This window comes from Propionibacterium acidifaciens DSM 21887 (assembly GCF_000426605.1).
Lineage (GTDB): Bacteria > Actinomycetota > Actinomycetes > Propionibacteriales > Propionibacteriaceae > Propionibacterium > Propionibacterium acidifaciens.
The window spans coordinates 50,019-68,052 of record NZ_AUFR01000011.1 but is presented as its reverse complement, the minus strand read 5'-3'; the positions used below and the strand labels follow the sequence as shown (position 1 = coordinate 68,052).

Here is an 18,034-nt window from a genome sequence, read left to right as displayed (position 1 = left end):
CATTGGTTCCGTACCCGTACCCAACCCGCTGCGCGCCCCGCAGCACAAGAGCCCGCGGGAAATGTGGACAACTTTCCCGCTCCGTCGCCCCGCGCGGGTGGCCGCGTCCCGCCCGCCGGGCCGGCGGACCCGGGTGGTGCTCACCGGGCGGTCCCCGGGGCCGCCCGGGGGCCGGCTCCGGGACAATGGGAGGGATCGTCGTCCGTCAGGAGCACCAGCCCATGTCAGAAGCCATCACCGCGCCGGGAGCCGGCACCGCAGCGAGGACGAAGGACCCCGTCGACCAGGTGCCCCCGGTCGGTCGGCTCGCCGTCCTGGGCGTCCAGCACGTGCTGGCCTTCTACGCCGGCGCGGTCGTCGTGCCCCTCGTCATCGCCAGCGGGCTCGGCCTCGACTCGGAGACGACGATCCACCTCATCAACGCCGACCTGCTCACCTGCGGCATCGCCTCGATCATCCAGTCGGCCGGTCTCGGCCCCCGGATCGGCGTGCGCCTTCCGCTGCTCCAGGGCGTCACGTTCACCGCGGTGAGCCCTCTCATCGCCATCGGCCTGGCCAACGGCGGCGGGGTCGCCGGCCTCGGCGCCATGTACGGCTCGATCATCGTCGCCGGGCTTCTCACCTTCCTCGCGGCGCCCCTGTTCGCGAAGCTCCTGCGCTTCTTCCCGCCCGTGGTCACCGGCACCCTCCTGACCATCATGGGCACCACCCTCATGAACGTCGCCGCCTCCGACATCGTCTCGTGGGGGACCGGGGCCGCCGAGGGCCAGGACGCCGCCGCCCTGACCGTCCGCGGGCTGTGCTACGCCCTGCTCACGCTCGCCGTCATCGTCGTCGTCCAGTGGCTGTCCAAGGGCTTCGTCGCCACCATCTCCGTGCTCATCGGCCTCGTCGCCGGCACGCTCGTCGCCCTGGCCCTCGGCGACGCCAACTTCTCCGCCGTCGGCCGGGCGGGGGTCGTCGGCGTCACGACGCCCTTCCACTTCGGCCTGCCGCGCTTCACCGTGGCGGGCATCGTCTCGATGGTCATCGTCATGGCGATCACGGCCGTCGAGACCACCGGCGACGTCTTCGCCACCGGCGAGGTCGTCGGCCGGCGCATCACCTCCCGGCACATCGCCAACGCCCTGCGCGCCGACGGCCTGTCCACCCTGCTCGGCGGCGTGCTCAACTCGTTCCCCTACACCTGCTTCGCGCAGAACGTCGGCCTCGTGCGCCTGTCGCGTGTGAAGTCCCGCTGGGTCGTCACGACCGCGGGCGCCGTCATGATCGTGCTGGGCCTCCTGCCCAAGGCCGGGGCCGTCGTCGACTCGATCCCCTCGCCGGTCATCGGCGGCGCCTCGCTGGCCATGTTCGCCTCCGTCGCCGTCGTCGGCATCCAGACCCTGCGCACGGTCGACCTGCACGACAACCGCAACTCCGTCATCGTGTCGACCTCGATCGGGCTGGCCCTGCTCGTCACCCTCCAGCCCCGGCTCGCCACGATGGTGCCCGGCTGGCTGCAGATCCTCTTCGGCTCCGGTGTCACCCTCGGAGCCGTCGTCGCGATCATCCTCAACATCCTGTTCTTCCATGTCGGCCCGCACCGCACGCCCGACGTCGCCGTGAGCGACGGCCGGCAGGTCGACCTCGAGGAGATCAACGCGATGAGCCCGGACGCCTTCGCCGCCGCCTTCGCCCTGCTGTTCAGCGGCGCCGTCTGGCCCGTCGAGCGAGCCGCGCAGGCCCGGCCCTTCGCCTCGGTCACCGCCCTGCGCGAGGCCTTCGAGGACGCCGTCCTCGCAGCCGCCCCCGATGAGCAGAAGTCCCTCGTGAACGGCTACGTCGACATCGTCGATCTCGTCGCCGCGGACGCCGACGGCCGGACGGCGGACGACCAGCAGGCGCAGGTCGACGTCGGGTCCATCGCCCTCGACCGCATGGATGACGTCCAGCGCGGCGAGCTCGCGGCGGCCTCGGCCGCCTACCGCGAGCGCTTCGGCATGCCGCTCGTCGTCTGCGTGGCCAACCTCGCCTCCCGCGAGCAGCTCATCGCCGACGCCTGGCGCCGCGTCGAGCACTCGCCCGAGCTGGAGCGCCGCGTCGCGCTGGGCCAGGTCGTCGAGATAGCCGAGAACCGCTTCGACCGGCTCGTCGCCGACGCGAACCCGGTGCGCACCGCCTGGTCCCGCAAGTTCGAGCAGCTCGAGAACTGAGTTCCGGGCGTCCTGCGACCCTTGAACGCAGTCACAGCGCGTGCGCGCGGATCGTGCACGGGTGGCGCTGTCAGCCGCATGCGGGGACGGGTCGGGCCGTCGAGCCCGCACTGGGGGCGCCCCGGATCCGGCGAAGGACGCGGCGGCGCTCCACGGGCGGGCCCGGCGGTCGCCTGGCGTGGCACGACTCCCGACCGGGTCGATCAGTTCTCGGCCGGTGCCGTCGGCGCCCCGTCCGGCCCCGCCGCGTCCTCCCCGGTCTTCTCGGCCTCGTCGGCGGCGAGGACCAGGTAGACCTGCCTGCGCGTCGCATCGAGGAGCTCGGCGACCCTCCGCCGCTGGGCCTGCGTGCCCGAGCGGGCGGCCTGCGCGACGGCGCTGCGCAGAGCCCCCATCGCCGGGCGCAGATCGAGCGTGCCGGCCATGTCGCGCGTCATGCGCTCCCAGGGGGCCGTTCCGGGGTGCTCGGCCAAGCGGCTCGTGCCGGCCTCGGTGATCGTGTAGATCTTTTTGCCGCCCTCGCCCTCCTGACAGCTGACCAGGCCCTCGTCGGCCATCGCCTGCAGTGCCGGGTAGATCGAGCCCGGCCCCGGCTTCCACAGATTCCGCGATCTGTCGGCGATGGCGGTCATGACCTGGTAGCCGGTGGACGGCTGCTCGGCGATGACGCGCAGCACGGCCTGGCGCACATCGCCGCGGCGCCCGCGGCCCCGTCCGGGGTGCGGCGGAGTGGGCCGCCCCCAGCCGTCACGGGGCCCGCCGTCGGGTCGGGCGCCCATCGGGGGCCTGCCTCCCCAGGGGTCCCGGGGGGCCTGCTCGTCCCAGTCGTCGCGCCCGTCCCAGGGGCCGCGGGGCCCATCGGCGCTGTCCCACGGCCCGCACCCGCCGCGCCGACGGCGCCCTCTGGCCTCGTCGCGGGGCGTGCGGTGCTCGTCGTCCCTGCCGGCGCCGGGGCCGTACGGGGGACGCCCGCGGCGCCGGCTCTCGGCCCCGGCGCGACCCTCGCAGTCCTCGTGGCGGTGTCGGCTGCGTCCTGCCGGGCCGTGCCCGATGTCGTCCGGGTTCATGGCCATGTAGTGCTCGAAACGCCTTCTCATGATTCTGTCCTCGCCTCTCGTGCCCTTGTCGGGTGATGCTCGTGATGGTCGTCGGGCTCCTCTGGGCTCTTCGCGCGCCGGGTGGGTTCGCTCTGCCCCGCCTGCGGATGGTCGCCGGGCTTCCCGGGGCCCTTCGTGCGTCTGCCGCCCCGTACGGGGTCGACGAGCCGTCCGGATCGGGCCCGTGCGGCGGCCCAGGAACATGGACGCCCGGCCATCATGTCGATGTATCGAATGCTACTTCGATACATCGACACAATCAAGAGTGCACGGCCGACGGGCGGGGTCGAGCGCGGGGTTGCGGCCCGGAACCGCAGTCACAGCGCCGGCGCGCGGATTGTGCGCGGGTGCGCGCTGCCAGCCGCATCCAGGGACGCCCGCCGCGCCTCCGGAGGGCGTCAGCGGGTGCGAGGGCGCGTCTCGGGGTCTGGGAACGCTTGCCGAGCCACGGATCGACGTCAGTCCCGCTCGGCCGGTTCGTCGAGCTCGGCCAGCCAGACGCGGGCGTTGTCCCGACGTCTTGACATGTTTCGCACGGCCGGGACATCGGCGCCGAGGACAACGCCGTCGACCGTACAAGGAGATCATCCGGAGCCTCCCCTAGAGCCCATTTCGGTCCGGCTTCATCGCACCACCGGCTTCGGTCCAATCCACGATCCGGTGGTTCCGGGCGTCCAGCACCGCGCAGCAGAAGGTTCAGCCGCCCGTTCCTCCGGGTGCGTGATGACGGGAACCCAACCGGCCCGCCCCTCAGTATGGATTCGGCGTCGAGCCAAGTCGACAGGGAGGCTTATGCAGAACTTAATTCCATGGGCCTGCTGGCTAGGTGTTTCACTTGGATTGTGTCAAGGTTTTGCATAAACCTCAAAGACGCGGGATGTGCTCGGGATTGAGGAGAACTCACTGTCTTCAGTACTGAGAACGAATTCACGATGCCTATCGATGTGGCCCGAGGAATCTGTCACCATCGAGATGGATCATGTGGGTCGGGTTGTTTGCGACCCAAGCCTCGGTCTCCCAGGCAAGGTCGACGAGGAATTTTCTCATGATTGCGAGAGTAGGGAAGCAGGAGACGTAGATGAGCTTCGCGGTGCAGGATGCGAAAATGGTCGAGAGCTCGCTGTGACGGATGTGGTCGATCGGTCCGTGTGTGGACGCGGCCTCCATGAGAAAGAGCCAGTTCTTATCGGGTTCGTGCACGATCAGGTCCGGGAACTTTCCGTGCAAGTCGAGCTGGATTTCCAGAGAGGCAAGTCGCTGTTGCTCGAAAAGCATGAGTTTTGCATCTGCGTCTCCGACGTAGAGGACTTCTCCGCCGGAAATGAAGTAGGCACAGAAATCCTTTATCATGTCCCTGAGCAGGACGTTCTGACCACCGCCTTTAAGATCGATGGTCCTGCCGCCGGGCAGGGTGACTGGTATGCGGGTCATCTCGCGCACCGCTGCATACCTAGTGGCCAATCCGGGCGCGTCCGCGAGGTACTCACCGACCGCTTGCTCGAAATCTGGTGTACCGAACTCTCGGATCACTAGGAGTGCCTCGGGATTGATGCGGTAGTTGTTGAGTGAGGAATTGGTCGGCCGGGAAGGATCATCGTCGTTGTGGAGGCAGAACCCGGCATCCACGAACTGATGCAGGACGAAACGACGGAAGGTCTCACGGGAATTCTCCGCGATCGGATGCTCCAGCCTCTCACGCATCCAGTCCATGATGGCTCGGACTCCGAGGCGTTCTCCAGTGGCCTTTGACCAAGGCGTGTTCTCGTCGACGCCGGCGAGTGCCATGAGGGTGCGGCCTGCCATTTCGTTGGTTCGTTTCGTGTCGAACTCGAGTGCGGTGAGGATCCGTCTGGCCTCCTCCATGGTGCTCACGCGGCCTTCCTCCTAGCGGCGAAGAGTTGTTCGACTGCAATGTCGATGTCGCTGTTCGTCCGAGCCAGCTCGAGGAGCTCGGCATGGCTGGGGAATCTCATGTGTCGCAGGTCGGTCGCGTTGACTTGAGTGTGTCCACTGAAGACGCGGAAGTAGTCGTCGACCCGGGTGGAGTTTAACCATATGGCCAAGCCGCGTGCGAGACCCGGGTCGAGTCCGTGCCCGGCCCGATGAATGTAGTTGAGCTTGTTGTCGAAGGCGGGGGCCCGGTCGTCGTCCCAGACGGCTGCGACGATGCGGCGCTTCTCCTCCTTCGAGGAGAAGCGCTTGACCAAGACGTAGACGCCCGCCGGAACGAGGAGTTTGCTCGCTGTTGTGGAATCGATCGCAAACCACTGGGGTTTTCTCAGTCTCGTGCGGGGGTGTTGGACTGTGCGTTCAACGATGTTGGCCGGGTAAATCATGGGGGAGCAGGGCTGGTCGGGGGAGTGGCGGAGCAGGTCGCGCGAGCGGAAATCCACCACTCGCCCAGTTGAAACCGTCAGTCCGAGGTCAGCGAGAGTTCGGGTCGCGCTCGCCATCCACGACACGGCATCGGCGTCTGACCGGCTGGCCGGGACGAACACGAAATCGGGTGTGACTACTTGGTTTCCGGGGACGATACGTTCAGCGGTTTCAGAGGCCTGATCGACCGACGAATAAAGTCGCACCGGTCCCTGGATTGCATTTGAGGTCACTGACACGATAATCGACTCTTGGAGCACGCCCATGTCTCCGAACACCGAGGAGCGCGATGCGAAAGTGTGGATCGCGTCGATGGCGGCGCGATCCAAGAGACCACGGCGGAAGGATTCATAGTAGGTGCCATTCATCCACGACCTCGGTGTGATCGCCACCATCTGACCACCTGGAGTCAATTGACGCGCTGCCAGCGCCATGAACCCCGCGTAGATGTTGGGGACGACGATCCCTGCATTGCGGAGCAGCACGTCGGCGGTGCTATCAACGCGGAGTTTATGGTAAGGCGGATTCTGAATGACAAGGTCGAAACGTTCGTCACTGGTCACGGCCCACGAGACGTAATCCTCGGCGATGAGGCGAGTCTCGGCCCCGAGCACGGAGCAGTCGTCTAGTGTCTCGCGCAGCGCTGGCAGCAGGGAGGTGTCGTCCTCGACGGCGGTTACGTGAACCCGGAGGCTTGGGGTGACGGTTGCGAGATGGCTGACCAGCGTTGCAGTGAGCATCCCCGATCCGGCGCCGGGATCGAGCACTCGCACGACTCCGTGATCGGGAACCTTGAGCAGACGGGCCATGATCTTGGCGACGGCGGTGGGCGTGAAGAACTGACCTCTCGCCGCTCGCTCGGTCTCGTCAAGATCGGCCAGCGCAGTTTCGCGCCTGCGGGCCGCGCGCCCCACCATGTCCATGACCATCACGGTACCGCTGACCGCCGACACGCCTGCGGTCGCGAGTCTGTCCGGTCCTCATCAGTCGCGGCTGACTCAGCTCCCAAGGATGTTGTCGAGCTCGGCCAGCCAGACGCGGGCGTTGCCGTCGGAGGGGGAGCGCCAGTCGCCGCGCGGGCTCAGCGCGCCGCCGGCGAGCACCTTCGGGCCGTTCGGGACGGCCGTGCGCTTGAACTGCGACTGCATGAAGCGCCGACAGAAGACGCCGAGCCAGTGCGTGATCTCGGCCGGCGTGTAGGAGCGCTTCTCATCCTCGGGGAAGTTCGCCGGCCAGTCGCCCTCGTCGGCGTCGCTCCAGGCCCGCTGGGCGAGGAAGGCGATCCGGTTGGGCCGGAAACCGTGCCGCAGCCAGTAGTAGAGGGCGAAGTCGTGGAGCGCGTACGGGCCGATCGCGTCCTGCGTCGACTGGGGCCGGTCGCCGTCGCCGACGGGGACGAGCTCGGGGCTGATCTCGGTGTCGAGGATCGACTGGAGGACCGCGCCGACCTCGCCCGGGAACTGCCCCGAGGCGATGACCCAGCGGATGAGGTGCTGCATGAGCGTCTTCGGGACGCCCGCGTTCACCGCGTAGTGGCTCATCTGGTCGCCGACGCCGTAGGTGCACCAGCCGAGCGCCAGCTCCGACAGGTCCCCGGTGCCCAGCACGATGCCGCCGCGCTGGTTGGCGATGCGGAACAGGTAGTCGGTGCGCAGACCGGCCTGCACGTTCTCGAAGGTGACGTCGTACTCGTCCTCGGCGTGGCCCAGGTCCTGGAGCATCCGGGTCGCGGCCGGGCGGATGTCGAGCGTCTCGAAGGTGGTGCCGAGCGCCTGCGCCAGCCGCATGGCGTTGCCCCGGGTGCGCGAGCTCGTGGCGAAGCCCGGCATCGTCACGGCGAGGATGTCGGTGCGCGGGCGCCCGGCGAGGTCCATCGCCCGGGCGGCGACGAGCAGGGCGTGCGTCGAGTCGAGCCCGCCCGAGACGCCCAGGACGATCCGCGGCTCGCCGATCGCCGCGAGCCGCTGGCGCAGCGCGGCCACCTGGATGCTGTAGGCCTCGTAGCAGTCCTGAGCCAGCCGCGAGGAGTCGGCGGGGACGAAGGGGAAGCGCTCGACCTCGCGGGCCAGCCCCAGATCGGTGCGCGGCGGGTCGAGGACGAAGTCGATGACCTCGGCCCCGTCGTCGAGGCCGGCTCCGGCCAAGCGGACGGCGTTGTCGTCGAAGGACCCGTTGCGCAGCCGCTCCCCGGTCAGCAGCGCCAGGTCGACGTCGGCGACCGAGGCGCGCGGGCCGTCGGGGAAGCGCTCGGTCTCGGCGAGCAGGACGCCGTTCTCGTGGATCATCGTCTGGCCGTCCCAGGCCAGGTCGGTGCTCGACTCGCCGAGGCCGGCGGCGCAGTAGACGTGGGCGGCCAGGTCCCGGGCCGAGGCCGAGCGGCACATGAGGCGGCGGTCCTCGGCGCGTCCGACGGTGATCGGCGAGCCCGAGATGTTGACCAGCACGGTCGCCCCGGCCAGGGCGGCGCGCGAGCTCGGCGGCACCGGGACCCACATGTCCTCGCAGATCTCCACGTGCACCTGCAGGCCCTCGACGTCGCGGGCGCGGAAGTGCAGATTGTCGCCGAAGGGCGCCCGTCCGAGCCCGCCGAGGTCGATGGCGCCGCGCATGCCCGCGCCGAGCGCGAAGTGGCGCTTCTCGTAGAACTCGCGGTAGTTCGGCAGATAGCTCTTGGGCGCCACGCCGAGCACCCGGCCGCGGTGCACCACCACCGCGCAGTTGTACAGCCGGTTGCCCCGCCGCAGCGGCGCGCCGACGATGAACAGCGGCGTCAGGGCGGCGGTGGCCCGGGCGAAGGAGCCGAGCGCCTCGAGCGTCGCGTCGAGCAGCCGCCCGTTGAGCAGCAGATCGTCGATGGCGTAGCCGGTCAGGCTCAACTCGGGGAAGGCGACGACGGCGGCGCCGCGGCCCGCCATGCGGTGCCCCTGCCCGGCCAGGCGCTCCGCGTTCGTGGCCGGGTCGGCGATCGCCACGGCGTTCGTGCACGCGGCGATGCGCGCGAAGCCCTGGTCGTAGAGCGAGGCGAAGTTCATGGCCCTCCTGTCGTCTGCCGGTGGTGGCCCCCATTGTCGCCCCGCGGCGGCGGGCGACGCACTCCGCGCCCTGCGCCGGCCCGTCAGCTGGCGTCGACGAGACGGTAGCCCCGGCGCACCACCGTCCGGATGGACGCCGGGCTGGCCAGCGCCTCGCGGAGGCGGGCGATGGCGACCTCGGCGGCGTGCGGGTCGGTCGAGTCGCCGGGCAGCACGCGGAGGATCTGCTCGCGGCTCACGGTCTCGCCGGGGTGCCCCGCGAGCAGACGCGCGACCGCCAGCCCGCCCGGCGACAGGCGGAGCGGCCGCTGGCCGAGGGCGGCGTCAGTGGCGTGGACGCGCAGCAGGCCGGCCGGGATGACGCAGGTCAGGGCGTTCTCGGCGACCCGCGTCGAGATGTACCGGACGAGCGCACCCATGCGCCCGCGCTCGGGGCAGCCCGCATCGAGACCTGCCCCGACGAGGGGCTCCGCGGCGACCGGGCCGACCGCGGCGAGGAGCAGCCGGCCCGCCAGGTTCTGGGCGCGCACCTCGGCGAGGGCCCCCGCCCGGTCGAGGGCCCGCACCCAGGCGGCCGAGCCGGGCGAGGAGGTGAACGCCACCGCGTCGAAGCGGGCGGCGCGCAGCTCGTCGATCGAGTCCGTCACGGCCCCGGCGTCGGGCGGCGGGCCCCACCGGTAGACGGTCAACGGCGTCACCTCGGCGCCCGCCTCGCGCAGCGCCTCGGACAGGCCGTCGTCCCCGGCGCCGTGGCACTGGACGACGACGCGCCGGCCCTCGACGCCGGCCCCGAGCAGGCGGTCGAGGATCTCGCGGGAGCTGGCCCGGGGGGAGACCCATGCCGGCTCGGCCCCCGCGCCGCGCAGCGCGCCGAGCGCCTTCGGGCCCCGGGCGATCGTGGAGGTGCCCCGGAGCATCCCGGCGAGCGCCTCGGACAGGCCCGCGGTGTCGGCCGCGTCGAGCCAGGCGCGCAGGCCGATGCCCGTCGTCACGACGACGCAGTCGGGCGGTTCGTCGATGAGGTCGCGGGTGACGCCCAGCAGGCCCGCCTCGTCGATGTGGTGCTCGACCCCCAGGATCGAGGCGATGACCGTGCCGGCGCCGCGGCGCCTCAGGGCGGCCGACAGGTCCTCGGCACGGCGCTGCGCGGTGATGAGGACGCGGGCGCCGGCCAGCACCTCGGTGAAGGCCCCGTCGACGAATCCGTGCGCGGCCGGGCCCCGTGCGGGGAGCTCGGCCTCTGGATTCGTCACGGGCCAAGCCTGTCACGCCCCGCGCGCCCGACGAAGCGGTCTCAGCCGGAGAGTCGCCGCCCGGACGAGGCCCGACGGTGCGCGCCGGGGTGAGAGAATTCACGGGTTCGTGCACCGACAGGAGGACCGATGGACGCCGAGACCTTCGTGCAGCGCTACCGGGTGGAGCGCCGCAACACCGACTCCCTCAAGTGGGACGCCCTGGGCGAACGATTCGGCAACCCCGATCTGCTGCCCCTGTGGGTGGCCGACACGGAGTTCCGCGCGCCCGAGGCCGTCCTCGACGCGCTGACCGCCCGCGTGCGGCACGGAGCCTTCGGCTACGCCACGGTGCCGGACTCCTACTTCGAGGCCTTCGACGCCTGGGCGGCGGCCCGCGGCCAGGCCCGGGTCAGGCGGGAGCGGGTGCGCTTCGGCACCGGCGTCGTCTCGTCCTTCTACTGGATGATCAGCGCCTTCACCGAGCCCGGCGACGCCGTCCTGCTCACGACGCCGGTCTACTACCCGATGCACAGCGCGGTGCGCGACACCGGCCGCCGGCTCGTCACGAGCGAGCTGGTCCGCGACGGGGCCGGCGAGTACGGCTTCGACCTCGACGGCTTCGAGCGCGCCGTCGTCGACGGCGGCGTGCGGCTGTGGATCGCCTGCTCCCCGCACAACCCGGTCGGCCGCGTGTGGACCGAGGACGAGCTCGACGCGGTGCTGGGCATCTGCGCCCGCCACGACGTCCTCGTCGTCGCCGACGAGATCCACCAGGACATCCTGCCCGGCACCCGCCCGTTCATCGCGATGTCCGAGGTGGCCGGCGGACGCCACCGCGACCGCGTCATCACGTTGAGCGCGGTCTCCAAGACCTTCAACCTGGCCGGCCTCGTCCACTCGCACATCGTCATCCACGACGAGGGCCTGCGCGCCCGCTACGACTCCTGGGCGAGGGCCTACGTGCAGACCGAGCCGAACATCCTGGGGCTCACCGCCGCCGAGGCCGCCTGGCGGGGCGGCGCGGACTGGCTGGACGGCTTCACCGAGCTCCTCCGCGTCAACGACGCGGGCTTCCGGGCCCGGGTCCGCGAGGTCGCCCCGACCGCCCTCATGCCGACCCTCGAGGGCACCTATCTGCTGTGGCTCGACCTGCGCGACTACGTCCGGCCCGCCGACATGCGCTCGTTCCTCCAGGACACCTGCGGGCTGGCCGTCGACTACGGCGAATGGTTCTCGCCGCAGGCGAAGGGCTTCGTCCGCTTCAACCTGGCCACCACCCCGGCGATCCTCTCCCAGGGGGTCGAGCAGCTGGTCAACGGCCTGTCCGGGCTCGCCTGAGCCATGGCCGCCGGACCGGCCGGGGGCTCGCGCGCTGCAGGGGCCCGGGACGGGCGGCGCGCCGGGGGACGACGGGCCCTGCGCCTCGGCGGGACCGTCTGCGCCGTCGCGGTGACCGCGGCGCTCGGCTGCGCGGTGGCCCCCGGTCTCGTGGCCCGCGCCGGGGCCGAGGCCCCGCTGGACGACGCCGTCACGAGTGCCCCGTTCCTCGCCTGGGCGGTGAGCAGCGTGCGCGCCGACTCCGGGGCGACCGGTTTCGTCTCCGCGTCCATCGCCCGCGCCGAGCTCGAGCTGACCGTCCGCGCGCCCGACGGCCGGGACCAGCTGTGGAGCGTCCGCCCGCAGTCGCTGCCACGGCTCGTCTCCGGCTCCCCGCCGCGCACCGGGGAGACGGCCGGCGAGTTCTTCCAGGCCGACGCCGAGCAGCTCTCGCGCGCCTGGACCCGCTACGCCGGGTCGATGACGGCCTGCGGCGAGGAGTTCACACGGGTCGAGGCGGCCGCCGGGGCCGGCGGGGCCGCCCGCATCACCGCGCACTGCACGCGCGGCGACTGGACCGGCACGCCGACCGTGGGCATCGTGCAGGACTGGATCGGGACGCGCGTCGTCCAGGTGCACAGCGATCTGGGGACCGCCGCCGCCCTCGGCTCGGTGCTCGGCGACCTGGACCGTCTCGCCCCGGCCGGGGGCGCGGCCGTCGTCCGGCTGGCGAACCGGCAGGACTGCGCGGCCGAGGCGCTGTGGCCGGCCGAGGACGCCGGCGGCGCGCCGGGCGGCGGCCGGCCCTGGATGGACCAGACCCGCCTGTGCTCGGGAGGGGGCCCCTCGGAGGGCAAGCTGCCGCTCACCGTCGTCGACGAGCCCTCGGCCCCGGACGGCGTCGGGGATGCCGGGGCCGGGGATGCTGCGCACCGCGTCGATCCGGGCGGGCTCGACGCCGGGCTGCTCGCCCGGCTCCTCGCCGTCCCCGAGCTGCCCACCGCGTCGCCGACCGCCGAGGCGCTGAGCATCGGCTGGTCGGACGCCCACGGGCAGGTCGTCATCGTCGCCGACAGCCGCATCGGCCAGGACGCCGGCGCCCGGCGCCTCACCATCACCTACGCGCTGGACGGCGCCGAGCTGGCCCGCGGCTGAGGGGCCGGTCCGAACCCGCCCGGACGGGCGCAGGGCCGTCCCGGTCGGACGAGCGGTGGGCGCCGTTCAGCCGTTGGCGACGCCCACCTCGTCGGTGTAGGCGCAGTACCAGGTGAGCGAGTCGCCGTCGGCGCGGAAGAGCACCTGGTGGAAGCCGTTCGTCGTCTGGTCGCGGCCGCCGCCGAGGGCCACCCACGTGACTCGGTCGAGCGGGAGCTCGGGGGCGCCGGCATCGGGCGCCAGTTTGAACGGCCTGGTGGCGATCTCGGTGGTCGCGCGGCCGTCGGAGGCCGGGTTGAGGCACGGGCCGGCCGAGGCGCGGACCGGGGCCGTGCGGATCGGCACGCCGTTCTCGAGCGTGATCGTGTTGGTGACCTCGTGCGACGGAAGATCCGAGCAGGCCTCGCCGTTGCGGATGAGGCGCGTCGCCGTGATCGTGCCGGCCGCCGCGTCGACGCTCAGGGACTTCGTCGCGTTGCCGCACGAGGAGTCGTCGGTGATCGGGTACGGCGACTGGACGGCGGTGCCCCGGGCGGCGTCCCAGGTCCAGATGTAGGCGTGGTGCCAGTAGCCGTTGCCCTCGCCGCTCGTCAGCCAGACGACGGCGTCCTCGTCGCCGTCGTGGTCGAGGTCGGCGTACTGCACGGGGTTGCCGCTGGTCCCGGTGTCGACCTGCCACCAGAAGTCCTGCGAGGGCGTCGAGCCGGCGTGGAGCGTCTGCCCCGAGCGGGCGTCGTACCAGTCGGCGCCGGCGAAGTCGAAGCCCTCGATGGCCTTGGCCCCGTCGGTGCTCGTGGCGCCGGGGGAGGTGCTCGTGGGGCCGAAGCCCGACGGGTCGCCGTTCTTGGCCGAGGGGTTCTGGGCGCAGCCGGCGGCCGACAGGACGGCGGCGGCGAGGAGCGCGGGGACGATGCGGCGGGTCACGGGGCCAACACGGTTCATGGGGCCAACCCTAGGCGAGGCGGCCGCCCTCGGGCCGCAGCGACCGGCCCGGGCCCGTCGGTCGACCCCGAGGCGCTCCCCGATGACGGGGCGTCGACGACCCGGGCGGGCCCCCTGCGGACCCCGTCGGGCGTCCCCTGAGGGGCCCCCGACGGCGGCGCCCCCCGACCAGGGGCGATCCCCGGATGCGATTCTTTCGCCCGGCCATCTGTGGAACACTTGCCGTGACGACGGAGGTGGACTCGATGGTTGAGCTGGCGCGCATCGCCTTCGTCTCGTTGCACACCTCGCCCGTCGCGTCCCCCGGCACGGCCGACGCCGGCGGCATGAACGTCGTCGAGCTGAACTCCGCCATGGCGCTGGCCCGGGCCGGCCACGAGGTCGACCTCATCACCCGGCGCGACGACCCCGACGCGCCCGACCGGGCCGAGATCGCGCCCGGCGTGCGGCTCATCAACCTCGACGCCGGCCCGGCCCGGGTCGTCGCCAAGAGCAGGGCCGAGGCGCTCATCGAGCCCTTCCGCGAGGCGATGGGACGGCTCGACCACGACTACGGGCTCGTCCACTCGCACCACTGGTTCAGCGGGGTCGCGGCCCTGCCGCTGGCGCGGCGCTGGGGTGTCCCGCACGTCCAGAGCTTCCACTCGGTGTCGGCCCCGCCCGGCACGCACTCCCTGTCGGACGGCGAGCCGCCCGAGTCGCCGGGCCGGCCCGGCGGCGAGGCGCTCGTCGCCGAGGGCTCCGACCTCATCGTCTCGGTCTCCGAGGCCGAGAGGCGGACCATCATTGAGCGCTACGGGCCGCTGTCGACGCCCATCGTGCCGGTGCACCCCGGCGTCGACGCCGACCGCTTCCACCCCCTGCAGCCCGGCGAGCGGCACTGGGCCTGGGGCGCCACGGGCGGCTGCTACTACCTGTTCGCCTCGCGCCTCCAACCGCTCAAGGGCCCCGACCTGGCCATCCGCATGATGGCCGAGATCCCCGAGTACGACCGCCCGCACCTGATCGTCGCCGGCGAGGCCTCGCAGGACTTCACCGACTACGAGGGGCGGCTGCACCGGCTCGTGCACGAGCTGGGCCTCGACGAGCACGTCGTCTTCCTCGGCTCGCAGAACCGCGACGAGCTGGCCTGCATGCTGCGGGGCGCCTGCGCGCTCATCAACCCGAGCTACTCGGAGACCTTCTCGCTCGTCTGCCTCGAGGCCGAGGCCAGCGGCGCCCCGGTCATCGCCGGCCGCGTCGGCGGCATCCCCGAGGCGGTCCGCGACGGCGTCACCGGGATCCTGCTCGAGGGCCGCGACCCGGCCGAGTGGGCCGCGGCCGCCCAGTCGGTCCGCAACGACGAGGCGCTGCGCGAGCGCATGGTGCGGGCCGCCCGCGACTTCGCGCGCGAGCGCAGCTGGGACCGCACCGCGGCGGGACTGCTCGCCGCCTACCGCCGCGCGACCGGCTGACCGGTCGTCCCCCGGCGGGGCGCCCGGCGGACGGGGCCGGCCCCGCTGACCGTCCGGGAGAAGAGGAGCAGCACCGTGCCCATCGACAACACCGCCGTGATCGAGCGACTCATCGGCGACCCCGCGGGCCTGCGCGTGCTGCTCGTCCACGCCCACCCCGACGACGACACCCTCTCGACCGGCCCGCTCGCCGCCCGGGTGACGAGCCGGGGAGGCCGCGTCGACCTCGTCACCTGCACGCGCGGTGAGCGCGGCGAGGTCGTGGACGGCGTCCTGCCCGCCGGCACCTCGCCCGACGGGCTCGTCGCCGTGCGCGAGGGCGAGCTCGACGCCGCCTGCGCCGAGCTGGGCATCGCCGAGCGGTGGTTCCTCGGCTCCGCACCGTGGCGCGCCGCCGGGCTGCCCGAGTGCCGCTACGAGGACTCGGGGATGCGCTGGGTGACGCCGACGCTGGCCGGGCCCGCCGCCGGCGCCGGCGCGCGCGCCCTCACGAGGGCGCCGCTGGAGCAGGAGGCCGCCGACCTGCTCGCAGGGCTGGAGGGCCGCGGCTACGACGCGCTCGTGAGCTACGACGACGGCGGCGGCTACGGTCATCCCGACCATGTGCGCTGCCACGAGATCGTCGCCCTGACGTGCGAGCGCGCCGGCCTGCCCTTCGTCCAGGTGCTCTCGCAGGAGGACAACCCGGCCGCCGGCGACGCCGCCGCGGCCGCCTGGCTCGACGTCGACGACCCGGCGCTCGAGGCCCGGGTCGTCGCGGCGCTGCGCCGCTTCCGCACGCAGCTCACCGTCGTCGGCTCCGGCGCCGAGCGGTGCATCCGCCACGTCGGCGGCCAGCGCCAGGCGATCCCGCGGAGGATCGGCCTGCTGTGAGGGCTGGGGCGGACCGGGGGCGTTCGTCGTGACGAGGATGCGTTCGGGGCGGGACCGGCGGGATCGATTCACGCACGGCGACAGCCTCCGCACCGACTCGCGGGGCGGAGGACGGCGGCCATCCCAACGGGCGGGTCCGCGTCTTCCCCGCCGACGCTGACGGATTCGGCGCGCAGCCCGCCCGATCGGGGCTGAGCGCGTGCCGTCCGCGAAACCGACAACGATCCGGAGAACGTCCGGCCCCTCGCGGCGCGCCCGAGCGGTTCGTCTGCTGCGACTTCATCGATCTCTCCTCCGACCGGGACCCGCCCATGCATGACGGCTGGTGGATCCTTCCGCGCAGTGATCCGGGAGGGCCCGGTGGACTTGCCGCGCCGTTCCGCTGAACAAGCGTGCGTGGCGGGCTGTCATGACATCTGTCACATCGACCGGCACACAGGTGCCCCGACTTCTCATGAGCCTCCCATGTTCCCTCGCCAGAACGGTTCCCGGCGTCACAGGATCGATGGCGGAACAAGGATTACCCGCTCCTCGGCGCACTGAAAGGATCCTCATGGCCCAGTACCTGAATGACCCGTTGACATCTCGTGAGCATGATCCGAATGCAGCGATCCGTCTCGAATCCCTCACGAAGACGTTCCGGGCCCCGAGCGGAGGAACCATCACCGCCGTCGATGACGTCTCGTTCACCATCGACCGGGGCGAGGTCGTCGCCTTTCTCGGCCCCAACGGCGCTGGAAAATCCACGACGATCGACCTGGCCCTGGGACTGCTCGGGCCGGATTCCGGAAGCGCACGCATCTTCGGACTCGACCCGATCACTGCCGCCCATGCAGGACTGGTCTCCGCCGTCATGCAGTCCGGAGGCATGCTCCCGGACCTCACCGTGCGCGACCTGATGCACATGGTCGGAGGCCTGTTCCGCGAAGCCGAGGTCGACAGGTGCATGGCGCGGGCCAACATCAACGAGCTGGCGGACCGGAAGATCTCCACGTGCTCGGGCGGGGAGATCCAGCGCGTCCGCTTCGGGATGGCCCTCATCCCGAATCCTGAGCTGATGATCCTCGACGAACCCACCGCCGCCATGGACGTGGAGGCCCGGAGGACCTTCTGGGAGCGCGTCCACGAGGACGCGGACCGTGGCCGCACGGTTGTCTTCGCCACCCACTACATCGAGGAGGCGGACCAGTTCGCGGACCGGGTCATCCTCATCCAGGACGGTCGGATCATCGCCGATGACACGGCGGACAACATCCGAGCCGCGAGTTCGGGCCGCATCGCCTCCTGCGTCCTGCCGGCTGACGCCGCGCGGACGGTCCTCGATGACCCGGGGGTCAGCATCGTCAAACGGTCCGCGGGCCGCACCTATCTGCACAGCACCGACTCCGACGCCCTCGTGGGCGATCTCGTACGAGTCGGAGCCACCGACATCGAAGTTCTCCCGCAGAGCCTCGAGGACGCCTTCCTCACCCTCACCCGCAAGAACTGAGAGACCATCATGTCCCTGCTCACCACTGCACCTGTTCTCGCCGATCACGCTCCGGCCCGGGCTGTCAAGACATTCGCCCCCGTCTCCGCGAGGCCGGCCGGTGGCCTCAGCCTCACCTACTTGGGCCACGAGTTGAAGCGGCCCTTCAACAGGCAGGCCCTGCTCATCAATGTGGCGCTTCCCGCAGTCCTCTATCTCGCGCTCCACCGGACCGGCAGCTCGCACACCGCTCCCCCGCACGGAAATTTCGCCATGTGGATGATGATCGGCATTGCGGTGTACGGATCGGCCACGGCCTCCACGTCGACCGCAGTGGGAATCGCCATTGAGAAGTCTTCGGGCTGGATGCGCACCATGCGTCTCATGCCGATCTCATCGGTCGGATATGTCCTGTCCAAAGTGGCTTCCGCCATGCTCTCGGCCGTGCTGCCCGTCGTTGTCGTCGGTCTTCTCGGCTGGGGGACCGGCGCCGAGGGGAATCTGCGGGTCTGGATTCTCGGTCTGCTCACCGCATGGGGCGGTTCAGCGGTCTTCGCCGCATTCGGGCTCGGTATCGGGTTGACCCTGCGCGCCGAGATCGTCACGTCGATCCCCGGTCTCACGACGACTGCACTCGCCTTCATCGGCAACCTCTTCCTCCCCCTGTCGGGCAGGGTGCTCCAAGTCGGCCGCTGGACTCCGATGTTCGGGGTGTCCGACATCGCTCGTCGTGCCCTCACCGATGGCTGCTCCCTGTCCGGTGTCCACTCCTCGTTGACCTTCGTGCTCCTCGACGTCGGCGGCTGGTTCGTCCTGTTCGTGCTGCTCGCCGCACGCGCCTACACGAAGAGTTCGGGCCGCGCGTGAGCGGTCCTGCACGAACCACGGGG

13 protein-coding genes are annotated in these 18,034 nt (G+C 71.4%); 7 read left to right on the top strand and 6 right to left on the bottom strand.

Features of this window, described 5'->3' with window-relative positions; all coding sequences use genetic code 11:
• Positions 1-221: 221 nt before the first annotated feature.
• The gene (locus K336_RS0105570) at positions 222-2,195 is read left to right on the top strand and encodes a solute carrier family 23 protein (RefSeq protein ID WP_028706498.1); all 1,974 of its coding nucleotides are present in this window, start codon (positions 222-224) and stop codon (positions 2,193-2,195) included.
• Between the two features lie 203 nt (positions 2,196-2,398).
• Here the strand turns inward: K336_RS0105570 and K336_RS16890 are convergent, their stop codons facing one another.
• The 5 genes from K336_RS16890 to K336_RS0105545 all read right to left on the bottom strand — a co-directional run bounded on the left by K336_RS16890 (position 2,399) and on the right by K336_RS0105545 (position 9,953).
• Positions 2,399-3,292, bottom strand: a complete 894-nt coding sequence (locus K336_RS16890; RefSeq protein WP_051245444.1) for a PadR family transcriptional regulator — start codon at positions 3,290-3,292, stop codon at positions 2,399-2,401.
• A gap of 936 nt (positions 3,293-4,228) precedes the next feature.
• Positions 4,229-5,155 carry a BsuBI/PstI family type II restriction endonuclease gene (locus K336_RS0105560; protein WP_043150387.1) on the bottom strand — a complete coding sequence of 309 codons (927 nt, stop codon included), beginning with the start codon at positions 5,153-5,155 and terminating at the stop codon, positions 4,229-4,231.
• A 5-nt stretch (positions 5,156-5,160) separates the two neighbouring features.
• Complete coding sequence (locus K336_RS0105555) at positions 5,161-6,621, bottom strand: Eco57I restriction-modification methylase domain-containing protein (protein ID WP_051245443.1); 1,461 nt, start codon at positions 6,619-6,621, stop codon at positions 5,161-5,163.
• A 45-nt stretch (positions 6,622-6,666) separates the two neighbouring features.
• Complete coding sequence (locus K336_RS0105550) at positions 6,667-8,700, bottom strand: NAD(+) synthase (RefSeq protein WP_021796375.1); 2,034 nt, start codon at positions 8,698-8,700, stop codon at positions 6,667-6,669.
• 83 nt (positions 8,701-8,783) lie between these two features.
• Positions 8,784-9,953, bottom strand: a complete 1,170-nt coding sequence (locus tag K336_RS0105545; protein WP_021796383.1) for a uroporphyrinogen-III synthase — start codon at positions 9,951-9,953, stop codon at positions 8,784-8,786.
• Between the two features lie 129 nt (positions 9,954-10,082).
• Here K336_RS0105545 and K336_RS0105540 point away from each other — a divergent pair, with 129 nt between their 5' ends.
• Complete coding sequence (locus K336_RS0105540; protein WP_021796392.1) at positions 10,083-11,273, top strand: MalY/PatB family protein; 1,191 nt, start codon at positions 10,083-10,085, stop codon at positions 11,271-11,273.
• 3 nt (positions 11,274-11,276) lie between these two features.
• Positions 11,277-12,407: a hypothetical protein gene (locus tag K336_RS0105535; protein WP_028706496.1), complete on the top strand. Its 1,131-nt coding sequence runs from the start codon at positions 11,277-11,279 to the stop codon at positions 12,405-12,407.
• A 66-nt stretch (positions 12,408-12,473) separates the two neighbouring features.
• Here K336_RS0105535 and K336_RS0105530 read toward each other — a convergent pair whose 3' ends face one another.
• The gene (locus K336_RS0105530; RefSeq protein WP_123826091.1) at positions 12,474-13,349 is read right to left on the bottom strand and encodes a hypothetical protein; all 876 of its coding nucleotides are present in this window, start codon (positions 13,347-13,349) and stop codon (positions 12,474-12,476) included.
• Positions 13,350-13,573: 224 nt separating this feature from the next.
• Between K336_RS0105530 and K336_RS0105525 the strand changes: the two genes are divergently transcribed.
• From K336_RS0105525 to K336_RS14730, 4 genes are all read left to right on the top strand, one after another.
• Positions 13,574-14,803, top strand: a complete 1,230-nt coding sequence (locus K336_RS0105525; RefSeq protein ID WP_233418726.1) for a glycosyltransferase — start codon at positions 13,574-13,576, stop codon at positions 14,801-14,803.
• A 75-nt stretch (positions 14,804-14,878) separates the two neighbouring features.
• Positions 14,879-15,676 carry a PIG-L family deacetylase gene (locus tag K336_RS0105515; protein ID WP_021796376.1) on the top strand — a complete coding sequence of 266 codons (798 nt, stop codon included), beginning with the start codon at positions 14,879-14,881 and terminating at the stop codon, positions 15,674-15,676.
• Positions 15,677-16,229: 553 nt separating this feature from the next.
• Positions 16,230-17,165: an ABC transporter ATP-binding protein gene (locus K336_RS0105510; protein ID WP_051245442.1), complete on the top strand. Its 936-nt coding sequence runs from the start codon at positions 16,230-16,232 to the stop codon at positions 17,163-17,165.
• Positions 17,166-17,285: 120 nt separating this feature from the next.
• On the top strand, positions 17,286-18,011 hold the full coding sequence (locus tag K336_RS14730; RefSeq protein WP_043120194.1) for an ABC transporter permease: 726 nt from the start codon (positions 17,286-17,288) through the stop codon (positions 18,009-18,011).
• Positions 18,012-18,034: the final 23 nt, after the last annotated feature.